Here is a 16,336-nt window from a genome sequence, read left to right as displayed (position 1 = left end):
TAAAATTAGAAGCGGTAGTGCGAGAAAGCCTTGTTGGCTTCGGCCATACGGTGCACGTCTTCACGCTTCTTAACTGCAGCACCTTTGCCTTCAGCAGCATCCAGCAGTTCGCCAGCCAAACGCAGAGCCATGGACTTCTCGCCGCGCTTGCGGGCGAAGTCTACCAACCAGCGCATTGCCAGAGCGTTACGACGCGAAGGGCGAACTTCGACCGGAACCTGGTAAGTAGCACCACCAACGCGGCGCGACTTCACTTCGACCAGCGGAGCGATGGCGTCGAGTGCTTTTTCGAAGAGTTCCAGGGGATCGGTGCCGTTCTTGCGAGCCGCAACAGTTTCCAGGGCACCATAAACGATACGCTCGGCAACGGCTTTCTTGCCGCTTTCCATAACGTGGTTCATGAATTTGGCGAGGATTTGGCTTCCGTATTTCGGATCGTCCAGAATCTCACGCTTTGCTGCTACGCGACGTCTTGGCATTGATAAGCCCTCAAACGGTCTTCAGGTTAGTTCGGAACAGATCTCGAGAGATGCGTGCCCGACCTTACTCTTATCGACTCAATAAAATAGATAACTGCAGAGCGGCCGATTACTTCGGACGCTTGGTACCGTACTTCGAACGACCTTGGTTACGACCTTTAACGCCGGAAGTATCCAAAGAGCCGCGAACGGTGTGATAACGAACACCTGGCAAGTCTTTTACACGACCGCCGCGGATCAGTACCACGCTGTGCTCTTGCAGGTTGTGGCCTTCACCACCGATGTACGAGGAAACCTCGAAACCGTTGGTCAGACGCACACGGCATACTTTACGCAGTGCCGAGTTAGGTTTTTTCGGCGTGGTGGTGTACACACGGGTGCACACACCACGACGTTGCGGGCAGTTCTGCAGCGCAGGCACGTCGGATTTCTCGACGATACGCTTACGCGGCTGACGTACCAGCTGGTTGATAGTTGCCATCTACTAGCTCCACTGTTGTCTTGCGACGCTATTGTCTTGCAAGAAAAGCAAAATGACGGGAACGAATCCCCGCCAAATTTAGGGGTACAAGAGTCTAAAGAGGATCCCGCCCCCAGTCAAGGCAAGGCCCTGCCCTCCCCGCTCATCCAACCTGGACAATTTGTCTGGATTCGATGAACGGAGTGGTCAGGGTCCTACTCTCAATTACCGCAGAACTCAGTTACCGCTCGAGTTCAGCGCTTCGGTCAGTGCAGCTTCCACTTCACTGGCGCTTACGCGCAACGGCTTGTCTGCATCACGGCGACGCTTGCGTTCGCTGTGATAGGCCAGGCCGGTACCAGCCGGGATCAGACGACCCACGACTACGTTTTCTTTCAGGCCGCGCAGGTAGTCGCGCTTGCCGGTCACCGCCGCCTCGGTCAGTACTCGGGTGGTTTCCTGGAAGGAAGCCGCCGAGATGAACGATTCGGTGGACAACGAGGCCTTGGTGATACCCAAAAGTACGCGAGTGAACTTGGAGACGAACTTGTCTTCCGCAGCCAGGCGTTCGTTCTCTACCAGTACGTGAGTCAACTCCATCTGGTCGCCCTTGATGAAGCTGGAATCGCCGGATTCAGCGATTTCAACTTTCCGCAGCATCTGACGCAGGATGGTCTCGATGTGCTTGTCGTTGATCTTCACGCCTTGCAGGCGATAAACGTCCTGGATCTCGTTCACAATGTACTTGGCCAGCGCACTCACACCCAACAGACGCAGGATGTCGTGTGGATCGCTTGGACCGTCGGAGATAACTTCGCCGCGGTTCACTTGCTCGCCTTCGAAGACGTTCAGGTGACGCCACTTCGGAATCAGCTCTTCATACGGATCGCTACCGTCGTTCGGGGTAATGACCAAACGGCGCTTGCCCTTGGTTTCTTTACCGAACGCGATGGTGCCGCTGACTTCAGCCAGAATCGACGCTTCCTTCGGACGACGGGCTTCGAACAAGTCGGCAACACGCGGCAGACCACCGGTGATGTCACGAGTCTTCGAGGTCTCTTGCGGGATACGAGCGATAACATCACCGATCGCAATCTTCGCGCCGTCCGCTACACCGACCAGGGCGTTGGCTGGCAGGAAGTACTGAGCGATAACGTCAGTGCCCGGCAGCAAAAGGTCCTTGCCGTTGTCGTCGACCATCTTCACGGCAGGACGAATGTCCTTGCCGGCAGCTGGACGATCTTTGGCGTCGAGTACTTCAATATTGGTCATACCGGTCAATTCGTCAGTCTGACGCTTGATCGTGATGCCTTCTTCCATGCCCACGTAGGTCACGGTACCTTTCATTTCGGTAACGATCGGGTGAGTGTGCGGATCCCACTTGGCCACGATGGCGCCAGCGTCGACCTTGTCACCCTCTTTAACCGAAATCACGGCACCGTACGGCAGCTTGTAACGCTCACGCTCACGACCGAAGTCATCAGCGATCGCCAGTTCACCGGAACGGGACACGGCAACCAGGTGACCGTCGACACGCTCAACGTGTTTCAGGTTGTGCAGACGGACAGTACCGCCATTTTTCACCTGAACGCTGTCGGCTGCGGAGGTCCGGCTTGCCGCACCACCGATGTGGAACGTACGCATGGTCAACTGCGTACCCGGCTCACCGATGGACTGGGCAGCGATAACGCCGACCGATTCACCGATGTTCACCTGGTGACCACGAGCCAGGTCACGGCCATAGCACTTGGCGCAAATGCCATAGCGAGTTTCGCAGCTGATCGGCGAACGCACGATCACTTCGTCGATGCTGTTCAGCTCGATGAACTCGACCCACTTCTCGTCGACCAGGGTGCCGGCAGGAACGATAACGTCCTCGGTACCCGGCTTGAATACGTCACGGGCGATGACACGACCCAATACGCGTTCACCCAACGGCTCGACAACGTCACCGCCTTCAATGTGCGGCGTCATCAGCAAGCCTTGCTCGGTGCCGCAATCGATCTCGGTTACAACCAGATCCTGCGCCACGTCTACCAGACGACGAGTCAGGTAACCGGAGTTCGCAGTCTTCAAAGCGGTATCCGCCAGACCCTTACGAGCACCGTGAGTGGAGATGAAGTACTGAAGTACGCTCAAACCTTCACGGAAGTTCGCAGTAATCGGCGTCTCAATGATGGAACCGTCCGGCTTGGCCATCAGACCACGCATACCGGCGAGCTGACGGATCTGCGCAGCAGAACCCCGTGCACCCGAGTCGGCCATCATGTACATCGAGTTGAAGGATTCCTGATCGACTTCGTCACCGTGACGGTCGATGACTTTCTCTTTCGAGAGGTTGGCCATCATCGCCTTGGAAACTTCGTCGTTCGCCTTGGACCAGAGGTCGATAACCTTGTTGTACTTCTCACCCTGGGTTACCAGGCCGGAAGCGTACTGGCTTTCGATTTCCTTCACTTCGTCGGTAGCAGTACCGATGATGCGGGCTTTTTCATCCGGGATAACGAAGTCGTTAACGCCGATGGAAACGCCGGAAATGGTCGAATAGGCAAAACCGGTGTACATCAACTGGTCAGCGAAGATCACGGTCTCTTTCAGACCAACCACGCGGTAGCACTGGTTGATCAGCTTGGAGATCGCTTTTTTCTTCATCGGCAGGTTGACGACGTCGAAGGACAGACCTTTTGGCACAACCTGGAACAGCAGTGCACGGCCGACAGTGGTGTCGACAATACGGGTGCCGGTCACACTGCCGCCATCACGATCGTTGACTGTTTCGTTGATCCGCACTTTGATTTTCGCGTGCAGCGCGGCTTCGCCGGCGCGGAATACACGGTCAACTTCCTGCAGATCCGCGAACACACGACCTTCGCCCTTGGCGTTGATCGCTTCACGAGTCATGTAGTACAGACCCAATACAACGTCCTGCGACGGAACGATGATCGGCTCACCGTTGGCTGGCGACAGAATGTTGTTGGTCGACATCATCAACGCACGCGCTTCCAGCTGGGCTTCCAGTGTCAGCGGTACGTGCACGGCCATTTGGTCGCCGTCGAAGTCGGCGTTGTACGCAGCACAGACCAGCGGGTGCAGCTGGATAGCCTTACCTTCGATCAGTACCGGTTCAAACGCCTGGATACCCAGACGGTGAAGGGTCGGTGCACGGTTGAGCAGAACCGGGTGTTCGCGAATCACTTCAGCAAGAACGTCCCAAACTTCCGGCAGCTCGCGCTCGACCATCTTTTTGGCGGCCTTGATGGTGGTTGCGAGACCACGCATTTCCAGCTTGCCGAAAATGAACGGCTTGAACAGCTCGAGAGCCATTTTCTTCGGCAGACCGCACTGGTGCAGACGCAGGGTCGGACCTACGGTAATTACCGAACGACCGGAGTAGTCAACACGCTTACCGAGCAGGTTCTGACGGAAACGACCTTGCTTACCCTTGATCATGTCAGCCAGGGATTTCAGAGGACGCTTGTTGGAACCGGTGATAGCGCGGCCACGACGACCGTTGTCGAGCAGTGCGTCGACAGCTTCCTGCAACATACGCTTTTCGTTGCGCACGATGATGTCCGGAGCGGACAGATCGAGCAGACGCTTCAAGCGGTTGTTACGGTTGATCACTCGACGATACAGATCGTTGAGGTCGGAAGTCGCGAAACGACCGCCATCCAGTGGGACCAGTGGACGCAGATCTGGCGGCAGAACCGGCAGAACGGTCAACACCATCCACTCTGGCAGGTTGCCGGAACCCTGGAAGGCTTCCATCAACTTCAGACGCTTGGACAGCTTCTTGATTTTGGTTTCGGAGTTGGTTTGCGGAATTTCTTCACGCAGACGGCCAATCTCGTGTTCCAGATCGATAGCGTGCAGCAGTTCGCGGACAGCTTCGGCACCCATGCGGGCATCGAAATCGTCACCGAATTCTTCGAGGGCTTCGAAGTACTGCTCGTCGTTCAGCAGCTGACCTTTTTCAAGGGTGGTCATGCCTGGATCGATAACGACGTAGCTCTCGAAGTAGAGAACGCGCTCGATATCACGCAGGGTCATGTCCATCAGCAAGCCGATACGGGACGGCAGCGACTTCAGGAACCAGATGTGGGCAACCGGCGATGCCAGTTCAATGTGCGCCATGCGCTCACGACGAACTTTTGCCAGTGCAACTTCAACGCCGCACTTCTCGCAGATCACACCGCGGTGCTTCAAGCGCTTGTACTTACCGCACAGGCACTCGTAATCCTTTACCGGGCCAAAGATCTTGGCGCAGAACAGACCGTCACGCTCAGGCTTGAACGTACGGTAGTTGATGGTTTCCGGCTTTTTAACTTCACCGAACGACCACGAACGGATCATCTCAGGCGATGCCAATCCGATACGGATGGCATCGAACTCTTCGACTTGACCCTGGTTTTTCAGCAAATTCAGTAGGTCTTTCAAGGCCTTTCCTCCTGGCGGAGCAGAGAGCGGGCAATCCTGCCCCGCTCTCGATTCGCGTCACGTGTTATTCGGTTTCCAGATCGATATCGATGCCGAGGGAACGAATTTCTTTGATCAACACGTTGAAGGACTCGGGCATGCCCGGCTCCATACGGTGATCGCCGTCCACGATGTTTTTGTACATCTTGGTCCGACCGTTCACATCGTCCGACTTCACTGTGAGCATTTCTTGCAGAGTGTATGCAGCACCGTATGCTTCCAGTGCCCAGACCTCCATCTCCCCGAAACGCTGACCACCGAACTGCGCCTTACCACCCAGCGGCTGCTGGGTAACCAGGCTGTACGAACCGGTAGAACGCGCGTGCATCTTGTCGTCTACCAAGTGGTTCAGCTTCAGCATGTACATGTAGCCAACGGTAACCGGGCGCTCGAACTTGTTGCCGGTACGGCCGTCGGTCAGTTGCATCTGGCCGCTTTCTGGCAGATCAGCCAGTTTCAGCATGGCCTTGATTTCAACTTCCTTGGCACCGTCGAATACCGGAGTGGCCATAGGAACGCCGTTGCGCAGGTTCTGAGCCAGATCCAGAATTTCCTGGTCGGAGAACGTATCCAGCGCTTCGTTACGACCACCGATCTGGTTGTAGATCTCATCCAGGAAGGTGCGCAGTTCAGCGACCTTACGCTGCTCTTCGACCATGCGGTTGATCTTCTCGCCCAGACCTTTGGCCGCCAGGCCCAGGTGGGTTTCGAGAATCTGACCAACGTTCATACGCGAAGGTACGCCCAACGGGTTGAGGACCACATCGACCGGTGTGCCGTTGGCATCGTGCGGCATGTCTTCAACCGGCATGATCACGGAGACCACACCCTTGTTACCGTGACGACCGGCCATCTTGTCGCCCGGCTGGATGCGACGACGGATTGCCAGGTACACCTTGACGATTTTCAGCACGCCTGGAGCCAGGTCATCGCCCTGCTGCAGTTTGCGCTTCTTGTCTTCGAACTTGTCGTCCAGCAGACGGCGGCGATCAACGATGTAGGCCTGAGCCTTCTCGAGCTGCTCGTTCAGAGCATCTTCAGCCATGCGCAGTTTGAACCACTGACCATGCTCAAGACCGTCGAGGACTTCATCAGAGATGACCTGACCTTTCTTCAGACCCGCGCCGCCTTCGGCTACGTGGCCGACCAGAGCGGAACGCAGACGTTCGAAGGTAGCGCCTTCAACGATACGGAACTCTTCGTTCAGGTCCTTGCGGATCTCGTCGAGCTGGCTCTTCTCGATGGACAGGGCACGGCTGTCGCGCTCAACGCCATCGCGGGTGAAGACCTGAACGTCGATGACAGTACCCTTGGTACCGGTTGGCACGCGCAGGGAAGTGTCTTTAACGTCGCTGGCCTTCTCACCGAAGATCGCGCGCAGCAGTTTTTCTTCCGGAGTCAGTTGGGTCTCGCCTTTCGGAGTGACCTTACCAACCAGGATGTCGCCCGGGCCAACTTCGGCGCCAACGTAAACGATACCGGCTTCGTCCAGCTTGTTCAGTGCAGCCTCACCCACGTTCGGGATGTCCGCAGTGATTTCCTCTGGGCCAAGCTTGGTGTCACGCGCCACACAGGTCAGTTCCTGAATGTGGATCGTGGTGAAACGGTCTTCCTGAACCACACGCTCGGACAGGCAGATGGAGTCTTCGAAGTTGAAGCCGTTCCATGCCATGAACGCGATGCGCATGTTCTGACCCAGAGCCAGTTCACCCATGTCGGTGGACGGACCGTCGGCCATGATGTCGCTGCGCTGAACCCGATCACCTTTACGCACCAGCGGACGCTGGTTGATGCAGGTGTTCTGGTTGGAGCGGGTGTATTTGGTCAGGTTGTAGATGTCCACACCGGCTTCACCGGTTTCAACTTCGTCATCTGCAACACGAACAACAATACGGCTGGCGTCGACAGAGTCGATCACGCCGCCACGACGAGCCACGACGCAAACGCCGGAGTCGCGAGCCACGTTACGCTCCATACCGGTACCTACCAGCGGCTTGTCAGCACGCAGGGTTGGCACAGCTTGACGCTGCATGTTCGAACCCATCAACGCACGGTTGGCGTCGTCGTGCTCGAGGAACGGGATCAGCGACGCTGCAACCGAGACTACCTGCTTCGGCGATACGTCCATCAAGGTGACGTCTTCTGGCGCCTTGACGGTGAACTCGTTCAGGTGACGAACGGCTACCAGCTCATCGACCAGGTACTTCTTCTCGTTCATCGTGGCCGAAGCCTGAGCGATCACGTGATCAGCTTCTTCGATGGCGGACAGGAATACGATGTCGTCAGTGACCAGAGCGTCTTTCACCACGCGGTACGGGCTCTCGAGGAAGCCGTACTGGTTGGTGCGCGCATACGCAGCCAGCGAGTTGATCAGACCGATGTTCGGACCTTCCGGCGTTTCAATCGGGCATACGCGACCGTAGTGAGTCGGGTGTACGTCACGAACTTCAAAGCCGGCGCGCTCACGAGTCAAACCACCTGGGCCGAGTGCGGAAACACGACGCTTGTGGGTAATCTCGGACAGCGGGTTGTTCTGGTCCATGAACTGGGACAGCTGGCTGGAACCGAAGAACTCTTTGACCGCCGCAGCCACTGGCTTGGCATTGATCAGGTCTTGCGGCATCAGGCCTTCGCTTTCTGCCATCGACAGACGCTCTTTGACCGCACGCTCAACACGCACCAGGCCAACGCGGAACTGGTTCTCGGCCATCTCGCCCACACAGCGAACACGACGGTTACCCAGGTGGTCGATGTCATCGACGATGCCTTTACCGTTACGGATGTCGACCAGAGTCTTCAGTACCGCGACGATGTCTTCCTTGCACAGCACGCCCGAACCTTCGATTTCGGTACGACCGATACGACGGTTGAACTTCATCCGGCCGACCGCGGACAGGTCATAGCGCTCAGGACTGAAGAACAGGTTGTTGAACAGGGTTTCGGCAGCGTCTTTGGTTGGCGGCTCGCCTGGACGCATCATGCGATAGATCTCGACCAGCGCTTCCAATTGGTTGCTGGTGGAGTCGATCTTCAGCGTATCGGAGATGAACGGACCGCAGTCGATGTCGTTGGTGTACAGCGTCTCGACGCGAACGACCTGAGCCTTGGCGATTTTTGCCAGGATCTCGGTGCTCAGCTCGGTATTGCACTCAGCCAGGATTTCGCCGGTTGCCGGGTGCACGATCGCCTTGGCGGTAGTACGACCCAGGACGTAGTCCAGAGGCACGTCCAGCATCTTGATGCCGGCTTTTTCGATCTGGTTGATGTGGCGCGCGGTAATACGACGACCCTGCTCAACGATGACTTTGCCGCTGGCATCCTGGATGTCCAGAACAGCAACTTCGCCACGCAGGCGGGAAGGCACCAGCTCCAGGCTGAGCGTTTCGCCGCTCAGGTGGAATACGTTGGTGGTGTAGAACGCGTCCAGCACTTCTTCAGTGGTGTAGCCGAGCGCGCGCAGCAATACCGATGCAGGCAGCTTGCGACGACGGTCGATACGCACGAATACGCAGTCTTTCGGGTCGAACTCGAAGTCCAGCCACGAACCGCGGTAAGGAATGATGCGCGCGGAGTACAGCAGCTTACCGGAGCTGTGCGTCTTGCCACGGTCGTGGTCGAAGAACACACCCGGAGAACGGTGCAGCTGGGAAACGATCACACGCTCGGTACCGTTGATTACGAAGGTACCGTTTTCAGTCATCAGGGGGATTTCACCCATGTAGACTTCTTGCTCTTTGATGTCCTTGATCGCTTTGTTCGACGATTCTTTGTCGAAAATGATCAGGCGCACTTTTACCCGCAAAGGTACGGCGTAAGTTACACCGCGCAATACGCATTCTTTGACATCAAATGCCGGTTCGCCCAGACGATAACCGACGTACTCCAGCGCAGCATTGCCGGAGTAGCTGATGATCGGGAAAACGGATTTGAAGGCCGCATGCAGGCCCACGTCGCGGAACTGATCTTTAGTCGCTCCCGCTTGCAAGAATTCACGATACGAATCCAGCTGGATGGCCAGGAGGTAAGGCACATCCATGACGTCCGGCAACTTGCTAAAGTCCTTGCGGATACGTTTTTTCTCAGTGTATGAGTAAGCCATCAGCGTTCCCCAGCTTGGTCACCTGCTTGTTTGGCCCTCCCGACGGGAGTAGCCAGAAAATCGTGCAAACCCCATGGTTTGCGCCACCGCATCGGGTGGTACAGCTCGTTATAGGCGCCGACCCAGTCGAGCGCCAATAACGGAAAAAGGCCGGTGGCAAAAGCCACCAGCCATCAGCCTTTCGCTTGACGCTCGGGCTGGAGGAGCAAAGTCGATGCTTACTTCAGCTCGACTTTAGCGCCTGCTTCTTCCAGCTTCTTCTTAGCGTCTTCAGCAGCTTCTTTCGAAACGCCTTCAGCTACAACCTGAGGAGCGCCGTCGACTTTCTCTTTGGCTTCTTTCAGGCCCAGACCGGTCAGTTCACGAACTGCCTTGATCACGTTTACTTTCTTCTCGCCGGCTTCAACCAGAACAACGTTGAACTCGGTTTGCTCTTCAACAACAGCGGCAGCAGCAGCTGGACCAGCAGCAGCAACAGCAGCGGTCACGCCGAAGGTTTCTTCCATTGCTTTGATCAGCTCAACAACTTCCAGAACGGTTTTCTGGCCGATTGCTTCGATGATTTGTTCGTTAGTCAGAGACATGACTTGAATCCTGTATTGGGGTGACAGCCTACGCAGCCATCAAATTAAACATATGATTTTGAAAGATTCGACTGCGCCTTAGGCTGCAGCAGCTTCTTTCTGGTCGCGAACGGCTGCCAGGGTACGAGCCAGCTTGCTGGTAGCGCCTTGGATCACGCTCATCAGTTTCGCAATAGCTTCGTCGCGGGTCGGCAAAGTAGCCAACACGTCGATCTGGTTAGCGGCAAGGAACTTGCCATCAAACGCAGCTGCCTTGATCTCGAACTTGTCCTGACCCTTGGCGAACTCTTTGAACAGACGAGCAGCAGCGCCCGGGTGTTCGTTGGAGAAAGCGATCAGGGTAGGGCCGGTGAACACGTCGTTGAGAACACTGAACTCAGTGCCATCAACAGCGCGCTTGAGCAGGGTGTTACGTACGACACGTACGTAAACGCCAGCTTCACGAGCCTCTTTACGGAGTCCGGTCATTGCGCCTACTGTTACGCCACGGGCATCGGCCACGACAGCGGACAGAGCGACTTTGGCAGCCTCGTTGACTTCAGCGACGATGGCCTTCTTGTCTTCGAGTTTAATTGCCACGGGTTTAACTCCTGCTTGTTACCGTTTCATCCAGTCGAAACCGGATGTCGTTTTGGTGTCTGATTCGGTAAGGAACCGGGAGCACCATCTGCGTAGGCTTGTGGTTTAAGACTTTCGTCGCCTACGGTCTTGGACAGCCCCCGCCAGGCAGGGACCCCAATTTTTCAATTGGCGCAATCTCTTGCGCCAATTCGCGTCTTACGCGTCCAGCGAGCTCTGATCGATGACCAGACCTGGGCCCATAGTGGTGCTCAGGGTTACGCGCTTGACGTAGATACCTTTCGAAGAAGCTGGCTTGATACGCTTCAGGTCAGCGATCAGGGCTTCAACGTTTTCCTTCAGCTTGACGGCATCGAAGCCGATCTTGCCAACGGAAGTGTGGATGATGCCGTTTTTGTCGGTGCGATAACGAACCTGACCAGCCTTGGCGTTTTTAACCGCGGTAGCTACGTCTGGAGTTACGGTGCCGACTTTAGGGTTAGGCATCAGACCACGTGGACCGAGGATCTGACCCAACTGACCTACAACGCGCATTGCATCAGGAGATGCAATCACTACGTCATAGTTCAGGTCGCCGCCTTTCATTTCGGCAGCCAGTTCGTCCATACCTACACGGTCAGCGCCGGCAGCCAGAGCGGCCTCAGCAGCTGGACCCTGGGTGAACACAGCAACGCGAACGGTCTTGCCAGTGCCGTGCGGCAGCACGGTAGCGCTACGAACGACCTGGTCGGATTTACGTGGGTCAACACCCAGGTTTACAGCAACGTCGAACGACTCGCTGAACTTGACAGTCGACAGCTCGGCCAGCAGTGCAGCGGCGTCTACAATGTTGTAGGACTTGCCTGCTTCGATTTTGCCGGCGATAGCCTTTTGACGCTTGGTCAGCTTAGCCATTACACACCCTCCACGTTAAGGCCCATGCTACGAGCAGAACCGGCGATAGTACGCACGGCTGCTTCCATATCAGCTGCAGTCAGATCCGCGTTTTTGGTTTTCGCGATTTCTTCCAGCTGAGCACGAGTTACGGTGCCAACCTTAACGGTGTTCGGACGAGCGGAACCGCTGGTCAGACCTGCCGCCTTCTTCAGCAGAACCGAAGCAGGGGTGGATTTGGTTTCGAATGTGAAGCTACGGTCGCTGTAAACAGTGATGATCACTGGAGTCGGCAGACCTGGCTCAAGACCCTGAGTACGGGCGTTGAAAGCCTTGCAGAACTCCATAATGTTCACGCCGTGCTGACCCAGAGCAGGACCAACAGGTGGGCTTGGGTTAGCCTGAGCGGCCTTCACTTGCAGCTTGATGTAAGCGGTAATCTTCTTGGCCATGAGGCACTCCAATTACGGGTTCAAACGCCTCGAAAGGCTCCCCGGTTGCTTGCGCGTTTATCCCAGTGACGACAAAACCCCACAGCCTACGGCTGCGGGGTTGGGATGCTTGCTCAACTAGACCTTTTCGACCTGGCTGAACTCCAACTCTACCGGAGTAGAGCGACCGAAAATGAGCACTGCCACTTGGATACGGCTCTTTTCGTAGTTAACTTCTTCAACAACGCCGTTAAAGTCAGCGAACGGACCGTCATTGACACGAACAGTCTCACCCGGCTCAAACAGAGTCTTAGGCTTCGGCTTATCGCTACCATCAGCCACGCGACGCAGAATTGCTTCCGCTTCTTTGTCGGTAATCGGCGCAGGCTTATCAGCAGTTCCACCGATGAAACCCATGACACGAGGAGTATCCTTGACCAAGTGCCAAGTACCCTCATTCATATCCATCTGGACCAGCACATAGCCTGGAAAGAATTTGCGCTCGCTTTTGCGCTTCTGACCATTCCGCATCTCAACCACTTCTTCAGTGGGGACCAGAATTTCGCCGAAGCCATCTTCCATGCCAGCCAGCTTTACACGCTCGATCAACGAACGCATTACGTGCTTCTCGTAACCCGAGTAAGCATGAACAACATACCAACGCTTAGCCACGGGACACCCTTAACCGACAATCAAGGAAACAAGCCAGCCGAGCAGGGAATCAAGACCCCACAACAGCAACGCCATAACCAGAACAACAGCCACAACTATCAACGTGGTCTGAGTGGTTTCCTGACGAGTTGGCCATACGACTTTACGAATTTCGGTGCGCGCTTCCTTCACCAGAACAAAGAAAGACTTACCCTTGACTGTCTGCAGACCCACAAACGCAGCCACAGCAGCAATCACGAGCAAAGCAAGCACACGGTACAGGATCGGCGAAGCAGAGAAGTACTGATTGCCAACAACGCCAACAACCACCAAAGCGACTACCACTAGCCACTTGAGCAGATCGAAGCGAGAGCCTTGAGCTTCAGCTTTAGGAGTCATCTATGAAGATCCTGTGAAAAGAAAGCCAGACACACCTGGTGAATCTGGCAGGTCAGGAGGGAATCGAACCCCCAACCTACGGTTTTGGAGACCGTCGCTCTGCCAATTGAGCTACTGACCTAAAACAAAATCAGGCCGACCATTATGCTGACCTGAAGGAGACTTTACAACAGCTTAATCAATGACCCGGTCTAGACAGGAAGCCAGCAATACAACACCACCAAACCCAACACAACCACTGCAGGCCATTAAAACAAAGGCAGATATTTTCATATCTGCCTTGTTATATGGAGCTCTTGAGCGGATTTGAACCGCTGACCTCACCCTTACCAAGGGTGTGCTCTACCAACTGAGCTACAAGAGCGTAACACTATGCAAAACCTGCAAACTTGGAGCGGGTAGCGGGAATCGAACCCGCATCATCAGCTTGGAAGGCTGAGGTTCTACCACTAAACTATACCCGCGAGGCTTGCAGCTCTCGCTAAAATGGTGGAGGGGGAAGGATTCGAACCTTCGAAGTCGTAGACGTCAGATTTACAGTCTGATCCCTTTGGCCGCTCGGGAACCCCTCCTAAGCGAGCCGGCATTCTATACTATGCCAGCCTTCTGTCAAGCATTTTCTCATTAAAATCTTGAGGTTAGCTGCTTTGACTTCGCTTCACATCGCTTACCGCTTTAGGTCTTCGCTGTGGAGCGGGCGCCATTCTATGCAAACTATTCGGAAGGCGCAACCCCCTCGCAAGGCATTATTTTATGTTTTAACTCATTGAATTCTTTAGAAAGGTTTATCAGCTGCAGGTCATCCAGCCAACGCCTGCTTTCCGGGGCAACACGCACCCAGTACGACGCGTTTTCCGAGCTCGCCCTGGGCAAACTTTGAAACTTGACTTCCATACCCGTCAACCTGCGCTCAAGCCCCTGAGCTACGTCCTGCCGAGCAAAACCACCCAAGTAGAGACAACCGCCATCAGCCTGAACCACCTTGCCCTTGTCCCTGGCTGCGTCAGGCGCCTCACTCAAAAGCCGAATATCCTGCTGCCCTCCTTTATATAAACTCAGAGGCGTTACGTCCTTTGCCCGCAAAGGAGCCTCTTGCTGATGCCAGATGTAGTAAAAGACGTTCAGAACAAGCAGCAGTAAAAACAACCAGCGCATAAAGACCTCAGGGCAAGGGACAAGCCATGGCCAAACCAACAAATACCAGATCCGGAACCACCTTGGCCTGCGGCACCATCTCCGAGACCTGGACTGCATCCCCACCCGTAAGAAAGACCGTGAAGTCTTGCCCCCAATAGTCGCGCGCCAATTCAAGCTGAGTGAGAACGAAACCTCGCAACATCAGCAGACAACCGCGCTCGACCGCCTCAACCGTCGTACGCCCCGGGATAAGGTTCTCCAACGCACGTTCAGCCGCAGCGTCGCCATAGCGAATTTTCCGGGTATGGGTACGGAGCTGGTTACGCATCAACGGCATCCCCGGACAAATGAACCCACCAAGATGCTCGCCATCCGCAGCAACGAAATCCGCTGTAACTGCCGTACCAAAATCCAATACAAGGCACGCGCCCGCAGCCAGGTGATACCCCCCCAACAAGGCGAGCCAGCGATCAAGTCCCAACCGCTCAAATTCTTCGTAACCATTGCGAACGCCGGACATTTCCTGCGCCGGAGTGGCACAAACCACCGAAACATCAAAGGATGTCTTCAATAATGCGATCAACACACCGGTTTCCTCGGCAGTGCGGACACTCACCAGCCGACAAAACTTCAAGGACAACCCATCCAGCGCATTCAAACCGTCAATCAACGCATGATCAGAATCGGCAACACCCTCCCCCACCAGCAGGCAGGCATTCGCGCCGAGTACACGCCACTTGATAAAGCTGTTTCCACAGTCAAGCTCAAGAATCATTGCGCAACCTCAAGCTGAGCTCGCCGCCACTGAAGACCTTTTCCACACCACCCACCTTCAGACGCAAGGCGCCCTGACTATCGATACCTAATACTTCACCATCGATCTGGTTGGCACCCGCGATTAGCGACACCGCGCGCCCCTGCCATAGATGGTTTTGCTCCCACTCAGCCTGGACTGCTGCAAAACCGCCAACCCGATGCCGTTCGAGGTATTTCTGAAGCATCCCCCCCAGCTCCGCAACCAAACGATTACGATCGAAGGCCCTGCTGGCTTCCAAGCGCATAGAGGTCCACTGCTGATCAACCTCATCAGTCATCTGCATGTTCACATTTATACCGACACCCAGCACCACGTGACACACATCAGCAGGATCGCCAACCAACTCAAGCAATATCCCTGCAATTTTTTTCTGGCCGACCAAGACATCGTTAGGCCACTTCAAGCCCACACCAGGAACACCAAGCTCACGCAGAGAATGCATAACGGCGAGCCCAACAACGAGGCTCAGGCCTTCCAGCTGGCGCATCCCACCATCAATACGAAGCACCAGGCTGTAGTAGACGTTTTCCGCGAACGGACTTACCCACTTCCGACCACGCCGTCCGCGCCCAGCTGTCTGCCGCTCAGCGAGCACCAGAAATGGCGCAGGCTGAAGCCGCTCGATCGCCCGCAGGGCTTCAGCGTTCGTGGAATCGATTGAGTCGAAGACCAGCACAGGCCAATCGCGGTACGGCGGCATTTTCTTGATTTCTGCAGAATCAAGTAGCGTCAGCGGCGCAGACAATTGATAGCCACGCCCTCGCACTTTGTGAATGGTCAGCCCCAGCTCAGCCTCTAGCTGTTGAAGCTGCTTCCATACAGCACTGCGACTGACACCCAAGGCAGAACCCAGAGCTTGACCCGAGTGAAATCGACCATCCTTAAGAAGCTTTAACAACGTCAGCATGCAAGTCTCGCCTCACCATGAGGCCCGCATGATAGCCACGCTCGGAGCTATTGCATAGAAATGTGGCGCAACGAACTTTTCCGCGCGCAAAAACAAAACCCCAACTGCTTTCGCAATTGGGGTTTCGGAATTTAATCTTGACGATGACCTACTCTCACATGGGGAAACCCCACACTACCATCGGCGATGCATCGTTTCACTGCTGAGTTCGGGATGGGATCAGGTGGTTCCAATGCTCTATGGTCGTCAAGAAATTCTTGAGCTGTAGCGTCTTTCGACGTTGCAGCGAATCGGGTATGTGATGTTTGTGGGTTGCTCTCGAACTTTCGGTTCGTTTCGTCTTCACCACCGCAATCTGGTCTCTTTCGTCTTTCAACTCGGAGTAGCAGATTGCTTGGGTGTTATATGGTCAAGCCTCACGGGCAATTAGTATCGGTTAGCTCA

13 protein-coding genes, 4 tRNA genes and 1 rRNA gene are annotated in these 16,336 nt (G+C 55.4%); all 18 read right to left on the bottom strand.

Annotated elements, in window-relative coordinates:
• Positions 1 to 5 precede the first annotated feature (5 nt).
• Positions 6 to 479, bottom strand: a complete 474-nt coding sequence (gene rpsG / locus ACW9JE_RS05250) for a 30S ribosomal protein S7 (protein ID WP_027617685.1) — start codon at positions 477 to 479, stop codon at positions 6 to 8.
• 109 nt (positions 480 to 588) lie between these two features.
• The gene (gene rpsL, locus ACW9JE_RS05245) at positions 589 to 960 is read right to left on the bottom strand and encodes a 30S ribosomal protein S12 (RefSeq protein ID WP_003186084.1); all 372 of its coding nucleotides are present in this window, start codon (positions 958 to 960) and stop codon (positions 589 to 591) included.
• 216 nt (positions 961 to 1,176) lie between these two features.
• A complete protein-coding gene (rpoC, locus tag ACW9JE_RS05240) occupies positions 1,177 to 5,376 on the bottom strand; it encodes a DNA-directed RNA polymerase subunit beta' (protein WP_457432155.1) in 4,200 nt (1,399 codons plus the stop codon).
• 64 nt (positions 5,377 to 5,440) lie between these two features.
• Complete coding sequence (rpoB, locus tag ACW9JE_RS05235; RefSeq protein WP_175377081.1) at positions 5,441 to 9,514, bottom strand: DNA-directed RNA polymerase subunit beta; 4,074 nt, start codon at positions 9,512 to 9,514, stop codon at positions 5,441 to 5,443.
• A gap of 218 nt (positions 9,515 to 9,732) precedes the next feature.
• Complete coding sequence (gene rplL / locus ACW9JE_RS05230; RefSeq protein ID WP_007957596.1) at positions 9,733 to 10,098, bottom strand: 50S ribosomal protein L7/L12; 366 nt, start codon at positions 10,096 to 10,098, stop codon at positions 9,733 to 9,735.
• Positions 10,099 to 10,176: 78 nt separating this feature from the next.
• Positions 10,177 to 10,677 carry a 50S ribosomal protein L10 gene (gene rplJ, locus ACW9JE_RS05225; RefSeq protein ID WP_175377080.1) on the bottom strand — a complete coding sequence of 167 codons (501 nt, stop codon included), beginning with the start codon at positions 10,675 to 10,677 and terminating at the stop codon, positions 10,177 to 10,179.
• Between the two features lie 198 nt (positions 10,678 to 10,875).
• Entirely contained in the window at positions 10,876 to 11,571 is a 696-nt protein-coding gene (rplA, locus tag ACW9JE_RS05220; RefSeq protein WP_224535888.1) for a 50S ribosomal protein L1, read from the bottom strand.
• The gene (gene rplK / locus ACW9JE_RS05215) at positions 11,571 to 12,002 is read right to left on the bottom strand and encodes a 50S ribosomal protein L11 (RefSeq protein WP_007933726.1); all 432 of its coding nucleotides are present in this window, start codon (positions 12,000 to 12,002) and stop codon (positions 11,571 to 11,573) included. Before rplK ends, rplA begins: the two co-directional genes overlap by 1 nt.
• 117 nt (positions 12,003 to 12,119) lie before the next feature.
• Positions 12,120 to 12,653 (bottom strand): transcription termination/antitermination protein NusG, encoded by a 534-nt coding sequence (nusG, locus tag ACW9JE_RS05210; RefSeq protein ID WP_007957598.1) that lies wholly within the window; start codon positions 12,651 to 12,653, stop codon positions 12,120 to 12,122.
• A gap of 9 nt (positions 12,654 to 12,662) precedes the next feature.
• Positions 12,663 to 13,031, bottom strand: a complete 369-nt coding sequence (gene secE / locus ACW9JE_RS05205; protein WP_110965138.1) for a preprotein translocase subunit SecE — start codon at positions 13,029 to 13,031, stop codon at positions 12,663 to 12,665.
• A 45-nt stretch (positions 13,032 to 13,076) separates the two neighbouring features.
• Positions 13,077 to 13,152: transfer RNA gene (locus ACW9JE_RS05200), tRNA-Trp, on the bottom strand.
• 167 nt (positions 13,153 to 13,319) lie between these two features.
• Positions 13,320 to 13,395: transfer RNA gene (locus tag ACW9JE_RS05195), tRNA-Thr, on the bottom strand.
• Between the two features lie 26 nt (positions 13,396 to 13,421).
• Positions 13,422 to 13,495 (bottom strand) — tRNA-Gly (locus ACW9JE_RS05190).
• 23 nt (positions 13,496 to 13,518) lie between these two features.
• A tRNA-Tyr gene (locus ACW9JE_RS05185) sits at positions 13,519 to 13,603 on the bottom strand.
• A 142-nt stretch (positions 13,604 to 13,745) separates the two neighbouring features.
• Positions 13,746 to 14,186, bottom strand: a complete 441-nt coding sequence (locus ACW9JE_RS05180) for a hypothetical protein (protein ID WP_457432154.1) — start codon at positions 14,184 to 14,186, stop codon at positions 13,746 to 13,748.
• 7 nt (positions 14,187 to 14,193) lie between these two features.
• The gene (locus ACW9JE_RS05175; RefSeq protein WP_457432153.1) at positions 14,194 to 14,943 is read right to left on the bottom strand and encodes a pantothenate kinase; all 750 of its coding nucleotides are present in this window, start codon (positions 14,941 to 14,943) and stop codon (positions 14,194 to 14,196) included.
• Positions 14,933 to 15,892 carry a bifunctional biotin--[acetyl-CoA-carboxylase] ligase/biotin operon repressor BirA gene (gene birA, locus ACW9JE_RS05170; RefSeq protein ID WP_224535883.1) on the bottom strand — a complete coding sequence of 320 codons (960 nt, stop codon included), beginning with the start codon at positions 15,890 to 15,892 and terminating at the stop codon, positions 14,933 to 14,935. Before birA ends, ACW9JE_RS05175 begins: the two co-directional genes overlap by 11 nt.
• Positions 15,893 to 16,027: 135 nt before the next feature.
• Positions 16,028 to 16,143 (bottom strand): 5S ribosomal RNA (rrf, locus tag ACW9JE_RS05165).
• Positions 16,144 to 16,336 lie beyond the last annotated feature (193 nt).

Source organism: Pseudomonas sp. SDO55104_S430, assembly GCF_054070595.1.
This window is presented reverse-complemented; position numbering and strand designations above follow the sequence as displayed.

What these genes read in the sequence shown, in the direction of transcription:
- rpsG (WP_027617685.1), bottom strand. Translation starts at nt 479, where the DNA reads ATGCCAAGACGTCGCGTAGCAGCAAAGCGTGAGATTCTGGACGATCCG.
- rpsL (WP_003186084.1), bottom strand. Translation starts at nt 960, where the DNA reads ATGGCAACTATCAACCAGCTGGTACGTCAGCCGCGTAAGCGTATCGTC.
- rpoB (WP_175377081.1), bottom strand. Translation starts at nt 9,514, where the DNA reads ATGGCTTACTCATACACTGAGAAAAAACGTATCCGCAAGGACTTTAGC.
- rplL (WP_007957596.1), bottom strand. Translation starts at nt 10,098, where the DNA reads ATGTCTCTGACTAACGAACAAATCATCGAAGCAATCGGCCAGAAAACC.
- rplA (WP_224535888.1), bottom strand. Translation starts at nt 11,571, where the DNA reads ATGGCTAAGCTGACCAAGCGTCAAAAGGCTATCGCCGGCAAAATCGAA.
- rplK (WP_007933726.1), bottom strand. Translation starts at nt 12,002, where the DNA reads ATGGCCAAGAAGATTACCGCTTACATCAAGCTGCAAGTGAAGGCCGCT.
- secE (WP_110965138.1), bottom strand. Translation starts at nt 13,031, where the DNA reads ATGACTCCTAAAGCTGAAGCTCAAGGCTCTCGCTTCGATCTGCTCAAG.
- ACW9JE_RS05180 (WP_457432154.1), bottom strand. Translation starts at nt 14,186, where the DNA reads ATGCGCTGGTTGTTTTTACTGCTGCTTGTTCTGAACGTCTTTTACTAC.
- ACW9JE_RS05175 (WP_457432153.1), bottom strand. Translation starts at nt 14,943, where the DNA reads ATGATTCTTGAGCTTGACTGTGGAAACAGCTTTATCAAGTGGCGTGTA.
- birA (WP_224535883.1), bottom strand. Translation starts at nt 15,892, where the DNA reads ATGCTGACGTTGTTAAAGCTTCTTAAGGATGGTCGATTTCACTCGGGT.